Source organism: Paraburkholderia ultramafica (assembly GCF_902859915.1).
Lineage (GTDB): Bacteria > Pseudomonadota > Gammaproteobacteria > Burkholderiales > Burkholderiaceae > Paraburkholderia > Paraburkholderia ultramafica.
Genome location: NZ_CADIKK010000002.1, coordinates 203,880 through 219,570 on the forward strand (window position 1 = coordinate 203,880; position 15,691 = coordinate 219,570).

16 protein-coding genes are annotated in these 15,691 nt (G+C 65.1%); all 16 read left to right on the plus strand.

Annotated elements, in window-relative coordinates:
- Positions 1–38: 38 nt before the first annotated feature.
- The 16 genes from HV744_RS02960 to HV744_RS03035 all read left to right on the plus strand — a co-directional run bounded on the left by HV744_RS02960 (position 39) and on the right by HV744_RS03035 (position 15,484).
- The gene (locus tag HV744_RS02960) at positions 39–461 is read left to right on the plus strand and encodes a MarR family winged helix-turn-helix transcriptional regulator (protein WP_175148051.1); all 423 of its coding nucleotides are present in this window, start codon (positions 39–41) and stop codon (positions 459–461) included.
- A gap of 81 nt (positions 462–542) precedes the next feature.
- The gene (locus HV744_RS02965) at positions 543–965 is read left to right on the plus strand and encodes a MarR family winged helix-turn-helix transcriptional regulator (protein WP_175148052.1); all 423 of its coding nucleotides are present in this window, start codon (positions 543–545) and stop codon (positions 963–965) included.
- Between the two features lie 82 nt (positions 966–1,047).
- Positions 1,048–2,148, plus strand: a complete 1,101-nt coding sequence (locus tag HV744_RS02970; RefSeq protein ID WP_175148053.1) for an HlyD family secretion protein — start codon at positions 1,048–1,050, stop codon at positions 2,146–2,148.
- Between the two features lie 7 nt (positions 2,149–2,155).
- A complete protein-coding gene (locus HV744_RS02975) occupies positions 2,156–3,727 on the plus strand; it encodes a DHA2 family efflux MFS transporter permease subunit (protein WP_175148054.1) in 1,572 nt (523 codons plus the stop codon).
- Between the two features lie 10 nt (positions 3,728–3,737).
- Positions 3,738–5,171, plus strand: a complete 1,434-nt coding sequence (locus tag HV744_RS02980; RefSeq protein ID WP_175148055.1) for an efflux transporter outer membrane subunit — start codon at positions 3,738–3,740, stop codon at positions 5,169–5,171.
- Positions 5,172–5,650: 479 nt separating this feature from the next.
- Positions 5,651–6,907: an MFS transporter gene (locus tag HV744_RS02985; RefSeq protein ID WP_175148056.1), complete on the plus strand. Its 1,257-nt coding sequence runs from the start codon at positions 5,651–5,653 to the stop codon at positions 6,905–6,907.
- A gap of 76 nt (positions 6,908–6,983) precedes the next feature.
- Positions 6,984–7,913 (plus strand): LysR family transcriptional regulator, encoded by a 930-nt coding sequence (locus HV744_RS02990; RefSeq protein ID WP_175148057.1) that lies wholly within the window; start codon positions 6,984–6,986, stop codon positions 7,911–7,913.
- A gap of 224 nt (positions 7,914–8,137) precedes the next feature.
- Positions 8,138–8,632, plus strand: a complete 495-nt coding sequence (locus HV744_RS02995) for a cupin domain-containing protein (protein ID WP_175148058.1) — start codon at positions 8,138–8,140, stop codon at positions 8,630–8,632.
- A gap of 218 nt (positions 8,633–8,850) precedes the next feature.
- The gene (locus HV744_RS03000) at positions 8,851–9,870 is read left to right on the plus strand and encodes a hydroxyquinol 1,2-dioxygenase (RefSeq protein ID WP_175148059.1); all 1,020 of its coding nucleotides are present in this window, start codon (positions 8,851–8,853) and stop codon (positions 9,868–9,870) included.
- Positions 9,871–9,917: 47 nt separating this feature from the next.
- Complete coding sequence (locus HV744_RS03005; protein WP_175148060.1) at positions 9,918–11,384, plus strand: aldehyde dehydrogenase family protein; 1,467 nt, start codon at positions 9,918–9,920, stop codon at positions 11,382–11,384.
- A 7-nt stretch (positions 11,385–11,391) separates the two neighbouring features.
- Positions 11,392–12,459 (plus strand): maleylacetate reductase, encoded by a 1,068-nt coding sequence (locus HV744_RS03010; RefSeq protein WP_175148061.1) that lies wholly within the window; start codon positions 11,392–11,394, stop codon positions 12,457–12,459.
- A 30-nt stretch (positions 12,460–12,489) separates the two neighbouring features.
- Positions 12,490–13,362 (plus strand): intradiol ring-cleavage dioxygenase, encoded by an 873-nt coding sequence (locus tag HV744_RS03015; protein ID WP_175148062.1) that lies wholly within the window; start codon positions 12,490–12,492, stop codon positions 13,360–13,362.
- Between the two features lie 5 nt (positions 13,363–13,367).
- Positions 13,368–13,679 carry a YciI family protein gene (locus HV744_RS03020; RefSeq protein WP_175148063.1) on the plus strand — a complete coding sequence of 104 codons (312 nt, stop codon included), beginning with the start codon at positions 13,368–13,370 and terminating at the stop codon, positions 13,677–13,679.
- Positions 13,680–13,682: 3 nt separating this feature from the next.
- Positions 13,683–14,015, plus strand: coding sequence for a Rieske (2Fe-2S) protein (locus tag HV744_RS03025; protein ID WP_175148064.1), 333 nt, complete (start codon positions 13,683–13,685; stop codon positions 14,013–14,015).
- A 114-nt stretch (positions 14,016–14,129) separates the two neighbouring features.
- Positions 14,130–14,522, plus strand: coding sequence for a cytidine deaminase (locus HV744_RS03030; protein WP_175148065.1), 393 nt, complete (start codon positions 14,130–14,132; stop codon positions 14,520–14,522).
- Positions 14,519–15,484, plus strand: a complete 966-nt coding sequence (locus HV744_RS03035; RefSeq protein ID WP_175148066.1) for a nucleoside hydrolase — start codon at positions 14,519–14,521, stop codon at positions 15,482–15,484. The genes HV744_RS03030 and HV744_RS03035 overlap by 4 nt, the downstream gene beginning before the upstream one ends.
- Positions 15,485–15,691 lie beyond the last annotated feature (207 nt).

The window sequence follows — 15,691 nt, forward strand, 5'->3', positions numbered from 1 at the left end:
ACTTGACGCTGTGCGTATGCACATATAGACTGCTCACCATGACCCGTCCTCTCTCTTACGACGAATGCAATTGCTTCGCGCTGCGCCAGGCGGCGCGGCACGTCACGCAAATCTACGAGCGCCATCTCGGCGCGGTGGGGCTGACGGCTGCGCAATTCACGATTGTCGCCAAGCTGGCCCGCACGCCGAACCTGCCGATGGCGGACCTCGCGGACGCGATGGTGATGGAGCGCACCACGCTGGTCCGCGCGATGAAACCTTTGCAGCGCGACGGCCTGGTGGTTGCCGAATCGGCGGAGCACGACAGCCGCACGTTTCTGTTCAGCCTGACGGAGAAGGGCGAAACGACTTTCGATCAGGCCGCCATTGCATGGCGCGCCGCGCAGGACGAGTTTGAAAAGAAGTTCGGCCAGGCGCGCGCCAAAACGCTGCGTGCCGAATTATTCAGCATCACCGGCTAGTTAGGGCGCATGCACTCGTTTCGGCGAGTGTCGGTACGCCTACTTGTGTGCATATGCACTTGTTAATGAGGAAGCGCAGCGATGGAAGTGCTATTAGACGACGACTGCTTTGCGATCCGCCAGGCCGCACGTTATGTGTCGCAGATTTACGACCGGCATCTGGCGAATGTCGGCCTGACCATTACGCAGTTTTCGCTGCTGGGTCGGCTCAAACGCACCGGCCCGATGACGATGAAGCAAATGGCCGAAGCGATGCGCATGGAGCGCACCACGCTGGTCCGCACGATTCAGCCGTTGCGCCGCAATGGCCTCGTGTCGAGCGAGGCGCTCGGTGCGGATGTGCGGGCGTTGTCGATTGCGCTGACGGCCGCCGGTGAAGGACGGTTGCAGGCCGGGCGCGAGCACTGGTATGCGGCGCAAGCCGAGTTCGAGCACCGCTTCGGCGAGCGGCGCGCGGCCGCGCTGCGCGGCGAACTGTTTGCCATCACGCAGGACTCAATTTGAGGGCCGCCTGTGGCGGTAGCGGAGACCGGCGCCATGCGCCGTTTTTTTCAACGTAACGAGTGCATACGCACATATCGACATCATGTCCACTACACCTTCGACTGTCGCCCCGCCGAGTGCGGCGCATATTGCCAAGCCGGCAAAGCGCATTCCGTGGATGCTGCTCGCGATCATCTCGGTCCTCGTTGCGCTGGCGCTTGCCGCGTCGTACTGGTTCTTCGTCGGCCGCTTCGTCGAAACGACCGACGATGCGTACGTGGGCGGTGACGTCACGGTGATGGCGCCGAAGGTGAACGGCTTTGTCACCGACGTGCTCGTGCATGACAACCAGTTCGTCCATGCCAACCAGGTGCTGATCCGCCTCGACGCGCGCGATTACGACGCCCGTCTTGCACAGGCCAGCGCGGAAGTGCAGCGCGCGCAAGCCGCCGTCACCGAGTTGCAGGCGAAGAAATCGTTGCAGCTCGCGACCATCAACCAGCAGGCCGCCGAGGTCCGGGCCTCCGGCGCCGAGCTGACGCGCAGCGCCGCCGATCAGACGCGCTATCGGGAACTGGTGAAGGACGACGCGGTATCGAACCAGGTGGTCGAACGGGCCGATGCCGATCTGACCAAGGCGCATGCCGCGGTCGATCGCAGCAGAGCGGCGCTGGTCGCGGCGCAACGGCAGATCGCCGTGCTCGACGCGCAGATCGGCGACGCCGAGGCGCGCATCGCCACCGCGCAGGCGGCACAGCGCGTCGCGGCATTGAACGTGGAGTACACGACGATTCGTTCGCCGATCGACGGCTATATCGGCAATCGCACCGCGCGAGTGGGGCTGCTGGCCAACACCGGCGTGTCGCTGCTGACGGTAGTGCCGTCGAGCGGACTGTGGATCGACGCGAACTTCAAGGAAGACCAGTTGAAGAAGATGCAGGTCGGCGACAGCGTCGACGTCGATCTCGACGCGTCGAGCAGGCGGCTTCACGGCGTGGTGGAGAGCCTTGCGCCGGCCACCGGCGCGACCTTCAGCGTGCTGCCCGCCGAAAATGCCACCGGCAACTTCACGAAGATCGTGCAGCGCGTGCCGGTGCGCGTGCGGCTCGACGTGCCGAAGGAGATGCAGGGCGTGCTGCGGCCCGGCCTCTCGGCCAACGTGAAAGTGCATGTCGATGCCGGCAGCGCGCCGGTGCGCGGATAAGCCGATCATGACTCAAGTTCTCGACAATCCCGCCGACCAGCCGACCCGCACCAAGGTCTTCGCGTTCGCGCTGATGTGCGTCGGCTTCTTCATGGCGACGCTCGATATCCAGATCGTGGCGTCTTCGCTCAGAGACATTGGCGGCGGCTTGTCCGCGAGCCAGGACGAACTCTCGTGGGTGCAGACCTCGTATCTGATCGCTGAAATCATCGTGATCCCGATGTCCGGCTGGCTCACCCGTGTGTTCTCGACCCGCTGGCTTTTCACGTTCTCCGCGTTCGGCTTCACGGTCACCAGCATGCTGTGCGGCCTCGCGTGGGACATCAACTCGATGATCCTGTTCCGCGGTCTGCAAGGCGCGGCCGGCGCCGCGATGATACCGACGGTCTTCACCACCGCGTTCGTGCTGTTCCCCGGCAAGCAGCGCCTGATCGCGTCCACCACGATCGGCGCACTGGCGTCGCTCGCGCCGACCATCGGTCCGGTGATCGGCGGCTGGATCACATCGCAATGGTCGTGGCACTGGCTGTTCTATCTGAACCTGGTGCCGGGCATCGCCGTCACGCTGATGGTGCCGAAGTACGTTCACATCGACAAGGTCGATCTCTCGCTGCTGAAAAAAGGCGACTACCTCGGCATTCTGCTGATGTCCGGCTTTCTCGGCTGCCTTGAATACGTGCTCGAAGAAGGCCCGCGCAAGAACTGGTTCGGCGACGACGTGATCGTTCTGTGCGCGTGGGTGGCGGCGATCTGCGGCTTTCTTTTCCTCGTGCACGCGTTCACCGCCAAGGAACCGATCGTCGATTTGCGTGCGCTCGCGGTGCGCAACTTCGGTATCGGCAGTTTGCTGTCATTCATCACGGGGATCGGGATTTTCTGCACGGTGTTTCTGACGCCGGTGTTTTTATCGCGCGTACGTGGCTTCGAGTCGTTGCAGATCGGCCTCGCGTTGCTGTCGGTCGGCTGCTTTCAATTGCTCGCGTTGGCCGCGTATTCGACGCTGGCGCGCTTTGTCGATATGCGCTTGCTGATGGTGTTCGGGCTCGCGCTGTTCGGCATCGGCTGCTATCTGTACGTGCCGCTGACAAGCCAATGGGGCTGGCAGCAGTTGCTGATCCCGCAGGCGTTGCGCGGCATCGGTCAGCAGTTCTGTATCCCGCCTATCGTCACGATGGCGCTGGGGACGTTGCCGCCGTCGAGGCTTCGATCCGCGAGCGGTCTCTTCAACCTGATGCGCAACCTCGGCGGCGCGATCGGCATCGCGGTGAGCAGCACGATGCTCAACGACCGTTTGAACCTGCACTACGAGCGGCTCGACGAGCACCTGAACGCGGGCCGGCCAGTGGTCGAATCGATCTTGCAGAGGCAGGCCGCGTATTTTGCGGCCATCGGCGGAGATGTGCTGAACGCGGCCAACGCGGGGCTCGACCAGTTGCACGCGTTGCTGATGCGCGAAGCGCTGGTGCTCACTTTCTCCGACACGTTTCTCGCGGTGTCGCTCTGTTTCGTGGTTGGTTTGCTCAGCGTGCTGTTCTCGCGCCCGTTCGGCAATACCGCACCGCCGCCCGACGCTCATTGAGGAAATCAACATGAAGCCGATCGTAATCAAAGTACTGGCGAGTGCCGCCTTGCTGACGCTCGCGGCGTGCGCGGTGCAGCCGGCCACGCACGCGGATCTGCCGCAGACGGTCAAGACCGTCGCGCCGGCCGCGTGGAGTGTCGACGCGCCGCAAGACAGTGTCAGCGCCGACACGTGGTGGGCGCAATTCGGCGACCCTGTGATGCACCAACTGGTCGAGTCGGTGCTGACCGGCAATCTCGACGTGCAGGCCGCGGTGGAGCGCGTCAAGCAGGCGCAGGATCTGGTGATTCAAAATCGCGCGGCCCTGTTGCCGGAGTTGAACGCCAACGCGACCGCTTCGACCACGCGGCAGAACACGCCGCCGCCGCTCGGCTATGTACGGCAGGCGGGGTTCGGCCTGTCGGCGAGCTGGACGCCCGACGTGTTCGGCGGCGAACGTCTCGCGGTGCTGGCCGCGCAGGCGCAGGTGTCGGGGCGCGAGGCGGCGTTGAATCAGGTGCGGCTCGCGCTTGCCGCGAACACGGCGGCGGCGTATATCGATCTGCGCTGGGCGCAAGCGCAATTGCAGATTCTCAGCGACAACGAGCAGATCCGCGCTCGTGCGCTGAGACTCACGCAGGAGCGTCTGCACTACGGACTGTCGACGCAACTCGATGTCGCGCGCGCACAGAATCAGCTCGAGGATTTGCAGTCGCAGATTCCGCGCATGCAGTCCACCGTGCAGCATCAACTGAGTCTGATCGCGGTATATTCGGGGCGCACGCCGGAGAGCGTCGACAGTTTGCTGCTCGCCGATGCCCGCGAGATTCCGGTGCCGGCGCAAAGCGCACCGCAGGTGTTGCCGTCCGACGCGCTATTGCAACGGCCCGACGTGCGCACTGCGTATGCAACGGTCGAACAGCGCGCGGCCGAAGTGGGGGTGTCGAAAGCACAGCGCTATCCGCAGTTCAGGATCAATCTCGCCGACGGACTGCTCGCTTCGTCGTACCTCGGCTTGCCGACGCTCACCGACAACCTCTTTAGCGCGGCGTTGAATGCGACGAGCCCGATCTTCAACGCGGGCCGTATCACCGCGAATATCGACGCGAGCGAGAGCCGCATGCGTGAATCGCAACTCGGCTTGCAACAGACCATGCTGCAAGCGCTGAAGGAAATCGAGGACAACCGCAGCGATCTGGTGAGCGGCGCGGTACAGGTGCAAAGGCTTGGCGGCGCGCTTGATGCGTCGAACCATGCGCTGCGTCTGTCGACCGAGCTGTACAAGGGAGGGGCGTCGAGCTTCCTCGATGTGCTCACCGCGCAGGAGGTGTATCTGCGTGACTCGGAATCGCTGAACCAGGCCAAACGCGAGCATGCGCTCGCGGCGGTCGCGTTGTACCGGTCGCTTGGCGGCGGCTGGGATGTGGGTGAAACGGTGGCGGCTGTGTCGGCGCAACGCTGACGCGCGCAACGCGGCGCACAGCACGCGCCATGCAGCGGCCGCCCGCCGGCCGCGCCCGTCTACCCGTACTTGTCCTGGGGAGGCGAGGACAGCCAACAATTCGCGGCCGATGGCCGCCGTCGGGCCTTGACCGCTCGCGTTGCGGCCCGTCCGCGCGCAATTGTTTGCGATTCGCGAATGACCTATTCGGCGGTTGACCCGTACCCGCCGCACCGCACTTACGAATATCTTTGCCCCGTCGATGCCCGATGTCGATGCCGCCCTGGTGCAATGCAGGCATAAGCCAGGCGCGATCGGGTGCAGCGGGCAGGTACGCCGCGGACGTCGACGAAGCCGCGCATTCAAGCTCGCGGATCAACGCATGTTTTGAATCCAGCGACCCCGACGGCGCGGCCAGCGCCAACAAATGTCGCGCGTTTGCACCGGAGGCCCGATCGGCGTTGTCCTCCGCGTGCGACGACCGGCCTATGGAGACACAGATGAAAGCGAACGAGTGGGACGTAGCCTATGAGTGGAAAGCCGTGGTGCTGCTGGCTCTCGGCTTCGGGCTGGTGGGGCTCGACCGGTGGCTGATCGCGCCGCTCTTCCCGTCGATCATGAAAGACCTGCACCTTGACGCGCAGGACGTCGGCAACTGCATCGGCATCCTCGGGCTTTCATGGGGGATTTTCGCGGCGCTGATGGGCGGCATCTCCGATAAGATCGGACGCCGCAAAGTACTGATCCCGGCAATCGTCGTCTTTTCGCTGCTGTCCGGCTTTTCCGGGATGGCCGGCGGCCTCGCGAGTCTGCTCGCCGTGCGCGCGCTGATGGGTATCGCCGAAGGCTCCTTCTGCCCGACGAGCTTCGCTGCCACCGCGGACGCGTCGCATCCGAAGCGCCGCGGCTTCAACCTCGGACTCCAGCAAAGCGGCTTCGCGCTGTTCGGTCTCGCGCTCTCGCCGATCGTCGCAACGCAACTGCTCGGTGTGATGACGTGGCGCTGGGTGTTCGCGCTGGTGTCGATCCCCGGGCTAATTCTGGGCCTGCTGATGTACCGCGTGATTCGCGAGCCGCAAGCCGGGCCGAAGCGCGTCTCGACGCGCTCCGAACGCGGCAACTGGCGCGACGTGCTGAAAAGCCGCAACATCCGCGTCGCGATGGCAGCGCTGTTTTGCGCGATGACCGGCGTGTTCGTGCTGGGCGCCATGCTGCCGTTGTATCTCACCGAATATCTGGCGCTCGACACGCAGCGCATGGGCGTCGTGGTGTCGGCGATCGGCTTCGGCGGTTTCGTCGGCCAGTTCGGCTTGCCGGGCCTCTCCGATCTGGTCGGCCGTCGCGTTGCGGGCATCGTCGGCTTCGCGGGCACCGCGGTCATGCTGTACCTGTTCCGCGGACTCGGGGCTCAGCCTGTCGAACTGTTCGCAGTGCTGTTCGTCGCATCGTTCTTCACCCTCGGGCTCGTGTCGCTGCTTTCCGGACCGGTGGCGACGGAAGCGGCGCCGGCCGGCATGATTTCGACGTCGATCGGCGTCGTCGTGGGGGCGGGCGAGATCTTTGGCGGTGGCGTAGCGCCGGCGCTGGCCGGCTTCGTCGCGACGCACTTCGGGATCCAGAATATCCTCTGGCTGCCGATTTGCGCCGTCGTGCTCGGCATCGGCGTGTGCCTGCTGCTCGAAGAAACCGCGCCGGCCAGTCTGCGTCGGCGCAGCCGCCTCGCAATCGACTTGCCGGCGAGCGAGCAGCCTGAATGAAGCGGCGCGCTCCATTGCCGCGACCCACACCGGCCCGTATACACTGGCAAGCCGGACTGGTGGAGAAGGGAGCAGCATGGACCGTTTTCTGAGTATCGAAGCCTTCGTGCGGGTGGCGGAGACGAGCAGCTTCGCCGAGGCCGCGAGGCAGTTGGGCGTGACGAGTTCGGTCGTCACGACCCGCATCCAGCAGTTGGAGAAGTTCGTCAATGCGCCGCTCTTTCATCGCAGCACGCGGCACGTGCGTCTATCGGAAGTCGGCGAAGCGTTCTATCGCGAGTGCTCCGAAGTCGTGGGCCGCGTCAACGAGCTGACCGACCAGATGCGCGAGTTGCGCGCCACGCCCACTGGCCGGCTGCGCATCCAGATGCTGCCGGGCTACGCGCTCGGGCACTTCGGCGCGCCGCTGGCGGAGTTCAACCGGCGCTATCCGGGCATCCAGCTCGACGTGATCGTCAACGACCGCGTGGTCGATCCGATCGAAGAGGGTTTCGATGTCGCGTTCCAGATCTTTCCACCTATCGCGGAGTCGCTGATCGAGCGGCGCCTCTTCGCGGTGCGGCGCCTGTTCTGCGCGACGCCCGCGTATATCGACGCGCATGGCGCGCCGCAGCATCCACGCGAATTGCTGCAGCACACCACGGCGCTCTATTCCGGCTATCCATCGCGCAACCGCTGGGTGATGACGCGCGGCGACGAAGTCGTCGAGATGGAACTGCCCGGCATGATCCGTTCGAACTCGGTGCATTTGCTGCGCGATTACGCGCTGACCGGCGGCGGCGTGGTGTGCCTCCCAACGCTGGTGGCGAGTGCGGCGCTGCTGGACGGCTCGCTCGTGCCGATCCTGACCGACTACACGCTGTCGCCGCTGAGCTTCGCGGCCGTTTATCCGGCCACCCAGCGGCAGGCCTTGAAGGTGAAAGCGCTGGTCGAGTTTCTGGCTGAATACCTGGGCCCGGAGCCCGCGTGGGACCGGCCGCTCATCGCGCGCGGCTGGGTGAGCTAGGGCGGTGATTATTTGGAAAGCCCGAATGCGGTAATCGCCCGATTACCGGTTGTGGCCATCCCGTTGCGGACATAAAGTTAATCCAACGACACTTTCTACAACAGCAACCATGTTGCATGGGACCAGAGTAAGCGCTAAAGCGCTAACTCTGGTCGACCGCAACGGATTGCATGGGACCAGAGTAAGCGCTAAAGCGCTAACTCTGGTCGACACAGGAGACAGCAATGACTGAGTCGTCATTCCACACCGCCTTTGGCTCGCTCGACGGCTACCGCAAGGGCGAAATCGAAATCACCACCGGCGATGCCCGCCACTATGTGTTCTCCAACGTGTTCGAAGTCGCTTCCGCATCCGCGCCCTATGAAAAGGTCGTGGTCGGCAAGAACCTCGAATACGTGATCGAGGCGCTGCGCACCGAAGGGCAATCAGCGTGGTTCGCCTGCGCGCACGATGAGTTCGTGATCCTGATGGACGGCGAAGTCCGCATCGACTTCATCAAGCTCGACACGCCGCCGCAGAGCGGTACAGGCACCGTCGACGTGGGCCAGCATCCCGCCGGCCGCGCGATGGGCCATGTCGTGCTGCGCCGCGGCCATCAGGCGCTGCTGCCGGCCGGCTGTGCGTACCGCTTCAGCGCGCAAAGAGCGGGCGTGGCGCTCGTGCAGACAACGCTCGGTGAACTCTCGGTGCAGAAGTGGGCCGACATCTGCCTGCACTGATGCGCGCCGCAAACACGCACACGACCCGATCATCCGCTTAACCACAGCAACCATCTTTCATGGGACGGGAGTAAGCGCTAAAGCGCTAACTCCCATCGACATACAACATGCATGGGATGGGAGTAAGCGCTAAAGCGCTAACTCCCATCGACATACAACATGCATGGGATGGGAGTAAGCGCTAAAGCGCTAACTCCCATCGACACAGGAGACAAGACATGGCGACTCTCGAGACCATCAATCACCCGGCCGGCTTTGCCGCCGACACCGTGCGCGCAAGCGAGCCCGATCCGGTGACCGGCTATCGCCGCTTCACGCTCGGCGCGTTCGAATTTCTGCGCGATGAGTACTTCGTCAAGATCAACTGGCCGGCGAAAGGCCAGACCCGCACCCACGCGGTACCCGCCGACGCGTTCCTGCGCGCGATGATGCGCGACGTCGCCTGGGGCTTCTTCTACGGCTGGGTCAACTTCGATCACGTGTTCGGCACGCGCAATCACTACGGCAAGGTCGACGTGTACGCGGGCTCGTTCAACGGCATCATGAAGGAAGCGGGCGTCGACTATATGGAGTCGTTCGAGACGCCGACGATCATGGCGACCTTCAAGGCGATCCTGCACGACTGGACCAACGAAGGCTTCGACCCGTTCGCGGCGCCGGAAGAAACGGGCACCGCATTCGGCCGCAAGCATGGCGACAACGATGCGGCCATCGAGCGCACGCGCATTGCGACGCGCCGCATGCCGGGCCTCGAAGGCGACTCGCCGCTGCGCGACGACCTGCCGGTGAACCGCGCGTTCGCCGATGTCACGCAGGACGAGCCGGAGCTGCATGTCGAGCCAGGCTTCGAAGGTCAGTTACACGCGTTCAATCTGTTCAAGTATCTGTCGCGCTCCGATGTGACGTGGAATCCGTCCGTCACGTCCGTATGCGGTCAGAGCCTGTTCTGTCCGACCACCGAGGAATACATCCTGCCGGTCTTTCATGGCAATGATCGGGTCGAGTGGTTCCTGCAGCTCTCCGACGAAATCGTCTGGGACATCGGCGACAAGAACACCGGCGCGCCACGCGCGCGCATCACGATGCGAGCGGGCGACATCTGCGCGATGCCTGCCGACATCCGTCATCAAGGCTATTCGACCAAACGCTCGATGCTGCTCGTTTGGGAGAACGCAACGCCCAACCTGCCGAAGCGCTACGAAAGCGGCGAACTGAGGCCTTACCCGGTTGACTTCTAAGCGTTCGACTTACAAAGCGCCGCGCCCGCATTTACCGAGGACCATTCATGCAAACCCAACTGTTCATCGACGGCCGCTTCACTGACGCCGTCGAAGGCGGCACGATCGACGTGCTCAATCCGCACGACGGCTCGCTGATCACGAAGATCGCTGCCGCCACGGCCGCGGATGTCGACCTCGCCGTCGCCGCTGCCACACGCGCGTTCCCGAAGTGGGCCGCAACGCCCGCCGCCGAACGTGGCCTGCTGCTGCTGCGCCTTGCCGACGCGATCGAGGCGAACGCCGAGGAGCTCGCGCAGCTCGAATCGCTCGACACGGGCCACCCGATTCGCGACTCGCGCGCGCTCGACGTGCCGCGCACGGCCGCCTGCTTCCGCTATTTCGGCGGCATGGCCGACAAGCTGCAAGGCTCGGTGATTCCCGTCGAAGCCGGCTTTCTCAACTACGTGCAGCGCGCGCCGATCGGCGTGGTCGGGCAGATCGTGCCGTGGAATTTCCCGCTGATGTTCACCAGCTGGAAGATGGGCCCGGCGCTCGCGGCCGGCAACACGGTCGTGCTCAAGCCGTCGGAGATCACGCCGCTGTCGACGCTGCGCATCGTCGAGCTGATGGCCGAGGTCGGCTTTCCGGCGGGCGTCGTCAACATCGTTCCGGGCTATGGTCACACGGCCGGGCAGCGGCTCGCCGAGCACGAAGGCGTCGGCAAGATCGCGTTCACCGGTTCGACGGCGACCGGGCGGCGCATCGTCGAGGCGTCGCAGGGCAACCTCAAGCGCGTGCAGCTCGAACTGGGCGGCAAGGGCGCCAACATCGTGTTCGACGACGCGAATCTCGACGCGGCCATCAACGGCGCGGCCTGGGCGATCTTCCACAACCAGGGGCAGGCGTGCATCGCCGGGTCGCGTCTGATCCTGCACGAGCGCATCGCCGATGCGTTCCTCGAACGCTTTGTCGCGCTGGCCGCGTCGATCCGGGTCGGCAATCCGCTCGCTCCCGACACCGAGATGGGGCCGCTTACGTCGCAGCAGCACCAGGAACGCGTGCTGGCTTTCGTCGACGTGGCGCGCGAGCAGGGCGGCCGCGTGCTGACCGGCGGCAGCGCGCCGCAAGACGCGTCGCTTGCGAACGGCTACTACGTGCGTCCCACGGTGGTCGAAGCCTCCGGCCCGAACGACCGCGTCGCGCAAGAGGAAGTGTTTGGCCCGTTCGTGACGGTGCTGCGTTTTCGCACCGACGACGAAGCACTCGCGATCGCCAACGGCACCGGCTACGGACTCGGCAGCGGGCTGTGGACACGCGACCTGTCGCGCGCGCATCGTGTCGCCGGGCAGATCGAAGTGGGCATGTGCTGGATCAATTGCTACAAGCGCGTCAATCCTGGCAGCCCGTTCGGCGGCGTGGGGCAGTCGGGTTATGGGCGAGAGATGGGCTTCGAGGCGATGCACGACTATACGGAAGCCCGTTCGGTGTGGGTCAATGTGGATGGCCAGGTGCCACCGCATTTCAGGCGCTGAGGCTCACATGGAGAGCTTCGTGTTTCAGGGGACGCCGTCGCGCGTGGTGTTCGCGTGGGGCGCGCTGGCGACGCTGCCGGCGGAAGTCGAGCGGCTGGGCGCCCGCCGTGCGTTGATCCTCGCGACGCCCGAGCAACGGCCATTGGCCGACGAGGTGGCGCGCGTGCTCGGCGCACGCGCGGCGGGTGTGCATGCGCAGGCCGTGATGCACGTGCCGGTGGAAGTGGCGCGTGCCGCGCGCGACGCGGCGGCGAAGCTCGATGCCGACTGTTGCGTGGCCGTGGGCGGCGGCTCGACCGTCGGTCTCGGCAAGGCGATCGCGCTCGAATCGTCGCTGCCGATCATCGCCGTGCCCACCACCTACGCGGGCTCCGAGATGACGCCGATTTACGGGTTGACCGAAGGCCGTCTGAAGCGCACCGGGCGCGATATGCGCGTGCTGCCGCGCACGGTGATCTATGATCCGTCGCTGACGCTTTCGCTGCCGGCGGGCATTTCGGCGGCGTCGGGCGTCAACGCGATGGCGCATGCGGTCGAAGCGCTCTATGCCGAGGATGCCAACCCCGTCATCAGCCTGATGGCGGAAGAATCGATCCGCGCGCTCGGTGAAGCGTTGCCGGTCATCGTGCGTGCGCCCGACGACGCGGCGATGCGCAGCCGCGCGCTGTACGGCGCGTGGCTTGCGGGTACGTGTCTGGGCGCGGTAGGCATGGCGCTGCACCACAAGCTCTGTCACACGCTGGGCGGCACGTTCAATTTGCCGCACGCGCAAACCCATGCGGCGATGCTGCCGCACACGGCGCACTACAACCATGCCGCCGCGCCCGAAGCACTCGCGCGCGTGGCGCGTGCGCTCGGCGGCAAGGACGCAGCCGAGGCCGGTCCGCTGCTGTTCGAGCTGAACCGTGCGCTCGGCATTCCTGCGGCGCTGGCGCAGCTCGGCATGCCGGAGCAAGGGCTCGACGAAGCGGCGGAACTCGCGTGCCAGAATCCGTATGCGAATCCACGTGCCGTCGAGCGCGACGCGATCCGCGCGCTGTTGCAGCGCGCATGGCAAGGGGCGCCGCCGGCCTGAACGTGGTAGCGAATCACATTGGAGGAAGACATGTCGATCAGCGAAAAAGAGGCCGAGCGAGCCTTGACGGAGCAAGTGGTGGCGAGCTTCGCCGCCACGCCCGACGAACGGCTGCGCATGCTGATGCAAAGCCTCGTGCGGCATCTGCACGCATTCGTGCGCGAAGTCGAGCCGACCGAGGCGGAATGGATGGCGGCCATCCGCTTCCTGACCGAGACCGGCAAGATGTGCGACGACGTCGTGCGCCAGGAGTTCATCCTGCTGTCGGATACGCTCGGCGTATCGATGCTGGTCGACGCGATCAATCACCGTTACGCGACGGGCGCGACGGACACCACGGTGTTCGGGCCGTTCTACATGCGCGGCATGCCTGAGCGCGCATATGGCGAAAACATCGCGTTGAGCCCCGGCGCCCCGGCGCTGGTGCATGGCCGCGTGCTGTCCACGGACGGCATGCCGATAGAAGGGGCGGTGCTCGACGTGTGGCAGACCGCCGAAAACGGCATGTACTCCGGACAGGACACCGCGCAGCCGCACGGCAATCTGCGCGGGCGTTTTCGTACCGACGCCGAAGGCCGCTATGCGATCACCACGATCGTGCCGGTGAGCTACCCGATTCCGACCGACGGCCCGGTCGGCCGGATGCTTGACGCGACGGGCCGGCATCCGTGGCGTCCCGCGCATCTGCACTTCATGATCGACGCGCCGCAGCACCGCAAGCTCGTCACGCATCTGTTCGACGAGGCCGATCCGTATCTGACGTCGGACGCGGTGTTCGGCGTCAAGCCTTCGCTGATGGTCGCCTATCGCGAGCGTACCGCGGACCACGAGCTGGCCCGCAGGTTCGGTTTCGACGGCCCATTTTGCGAGGCGCGCTACGACTTCGTACTCGACCGGAACTGAAGACGATGGCACTTTTCTTCGCGGTGTTCGCCACCGACAAACCCGGCATGCGCGAAGTGCGCGAACGGGTCCGGCCGGTGCACCGGAGCTGGTTGCGCAGCGCCGCTCACCGCGGCGTGCGTGTGCGCCTCGGCGGTCCGACGCTCGTGCCTCAATGCGATGCGATGAACGGGACCTTGCTGGTCGTCGAAGCGGAAGGCATCGACGACGTGATGGAATTCGTGAGTAACGATCCGTACATGCAGGCGGGCTTGTTCGACCGGGTTGAAATTCGCCCGTGGGACTGGAGCCTCGGTAATCCCGAGCGGAGAGTCTGAGCGATGAGCGAGATGCAGTTGTGTCGTCTCACCGACGTTCCGGACGGCGGCGCGCGGGTCATCGACGTGTCGCCTGGCGACGCGCCGATCGTGGTCGTACGGCGCGGCGCACAGGTATGGGCTTACGCTAACCGGTGTCCGCATTTTTCGGTTCCGCTCGACTTCGAGCCCGGCGAGATATCCTGCTACCGGGCGCAAGTGCTGATGTGTGCGCACCACAGCGCGTTGTTCCGCTTCGAGGATGGACACTGCATCGAGGGGCCGTGCGCCGGGGCGAGTCTGGACGCGATGAAGGTCGATGTCGATGCGAACGCGTGGATCGTCCTGATCCAGTAAGCCGATGTTCCGGGATTGCCGGTGCTCGATCAGCGTACCCTTGCTATGCTGTCGTTCGCGTTGCGCGGCTTCGCGGACTTCGCGCGGACGCTGAACTGAATCGAGGATCGCCGCATGAACATGGAACAACTACTGGAACGCGCGGGCGTCGCGCGAGAAAAGGCCTATGCGCCTTATTCGAAATTCAAGGTCGGCGCCGCGTTGCTGACCAGGGACGGCCAGGTATTCGACGGTTGCAACGTCGAAAACGCGTCGTATGGTTTGTGCAATTGCGCGGAACGCACGGCGTTTTTCAGCGCAATCGCCGCGGGCTATCAGCGCGACCAGTTCGCGGCGCTCGCCGTGATCGGCGATACGAAGGACGGCCCGATCGCACCGTGTGGCGCTTGCCGCCAGGTGATCCTCGAACTGGGCGGCCCCGGATTGCCGATTCGCCTCGGCAATCTGCGCGGCGCCACGCGCGACACCACCGCGCGTGAGGAACTGCCGGACGCGTTCTACCTATGAGCCAGCACAAGGTCATCTACGACACCGACCCGGGCGTCGACGATGCGATGGCGCTGGTCTTTCAGGCGCTGCATCCGGACATCGAACTGCTCGGTCTGACGAGCGTCTTCGGCAACGCGACGCTCGACACGACCACGCGCAATGCGCGCTTTCTCGCTGGACGCTTCGCCGCCGGCGTGCCGGTCGCGCGGGGCGCCGCGGCGCCGCTCAGGCGCGCCGCGCCCGAGCCGCTCGCGTGGATTCACGGCGACAACGGACTCGGCAACATCGCGCTCGACATGACCGATGCAGCCCCGCTCGACGCGCGTCCCGCGCACCGCTTCATCATCGACACGGTGCGCGCGCATCCCGGCGAGATCACGCTGCTCGCGGTGGGCCCGCTGACGAACCTCGCGTTGGCGCTCGCCGACGATCCGCGGATCGCGTCGCTGGTCAAGCAGGTGGTGATCATGGGCGGCGCGTTCGGCACGCACGGCGTGCTCGGCAACGTGACGCCCGCGGCGGAAGCCAACATGCTGGGCGACCCCGACGCGGCCGATGTTGTGCTCGGCGCGGCGTGGCCGGTCGCGATCGTCGGCCTCGACGTCACGCAGTCCACCATCATGAGCCATGACTACCTGGCGTCGCTGCGCGATCGCGGCGGCGCGGCGGGGCAGTTCGTGTGGGCGGTGTCGCGGCACTACGAGGCGTTTCACGAGCAGAGCGCGCAATTGCCGGGCATCTATACGCACGATTCGTCCGCGGTCGCGTACGTGCTCGCGCCGCATCTCTATACGACGCGCAGCGGTCCCGTACGGGTATTGACGGAAGGCATCGCGGTGGGCCAGACCATCCAGAAGCCTTCGGCGCTGCCGGTGCCCTCGCCGGATTGGGACGACCGCCCGGAGTGCAAGGTCTGTATAGGCGTCGATGTGCCAGGCATGCTGGCGCTCTACGAGAGCACGATTTGCGGCACGCTCTAGCCAACGTTGTTGGTTTGAAATTTGAAAGGCGCCGCTCGCACACGCGAGCGACCGATAGCGCCAAAGCAGCGCGCCCTATCGGACCGCACTGGACTGCGCCGGACGCCGCGATTAATCTGAGTTAAGCGACGGTGCATTGCAGCACACGCGGGTCCGGCAGTCGTAGCCGGTGCCGATCGCCAATCTTTGCTACATTTGTGCATCAGC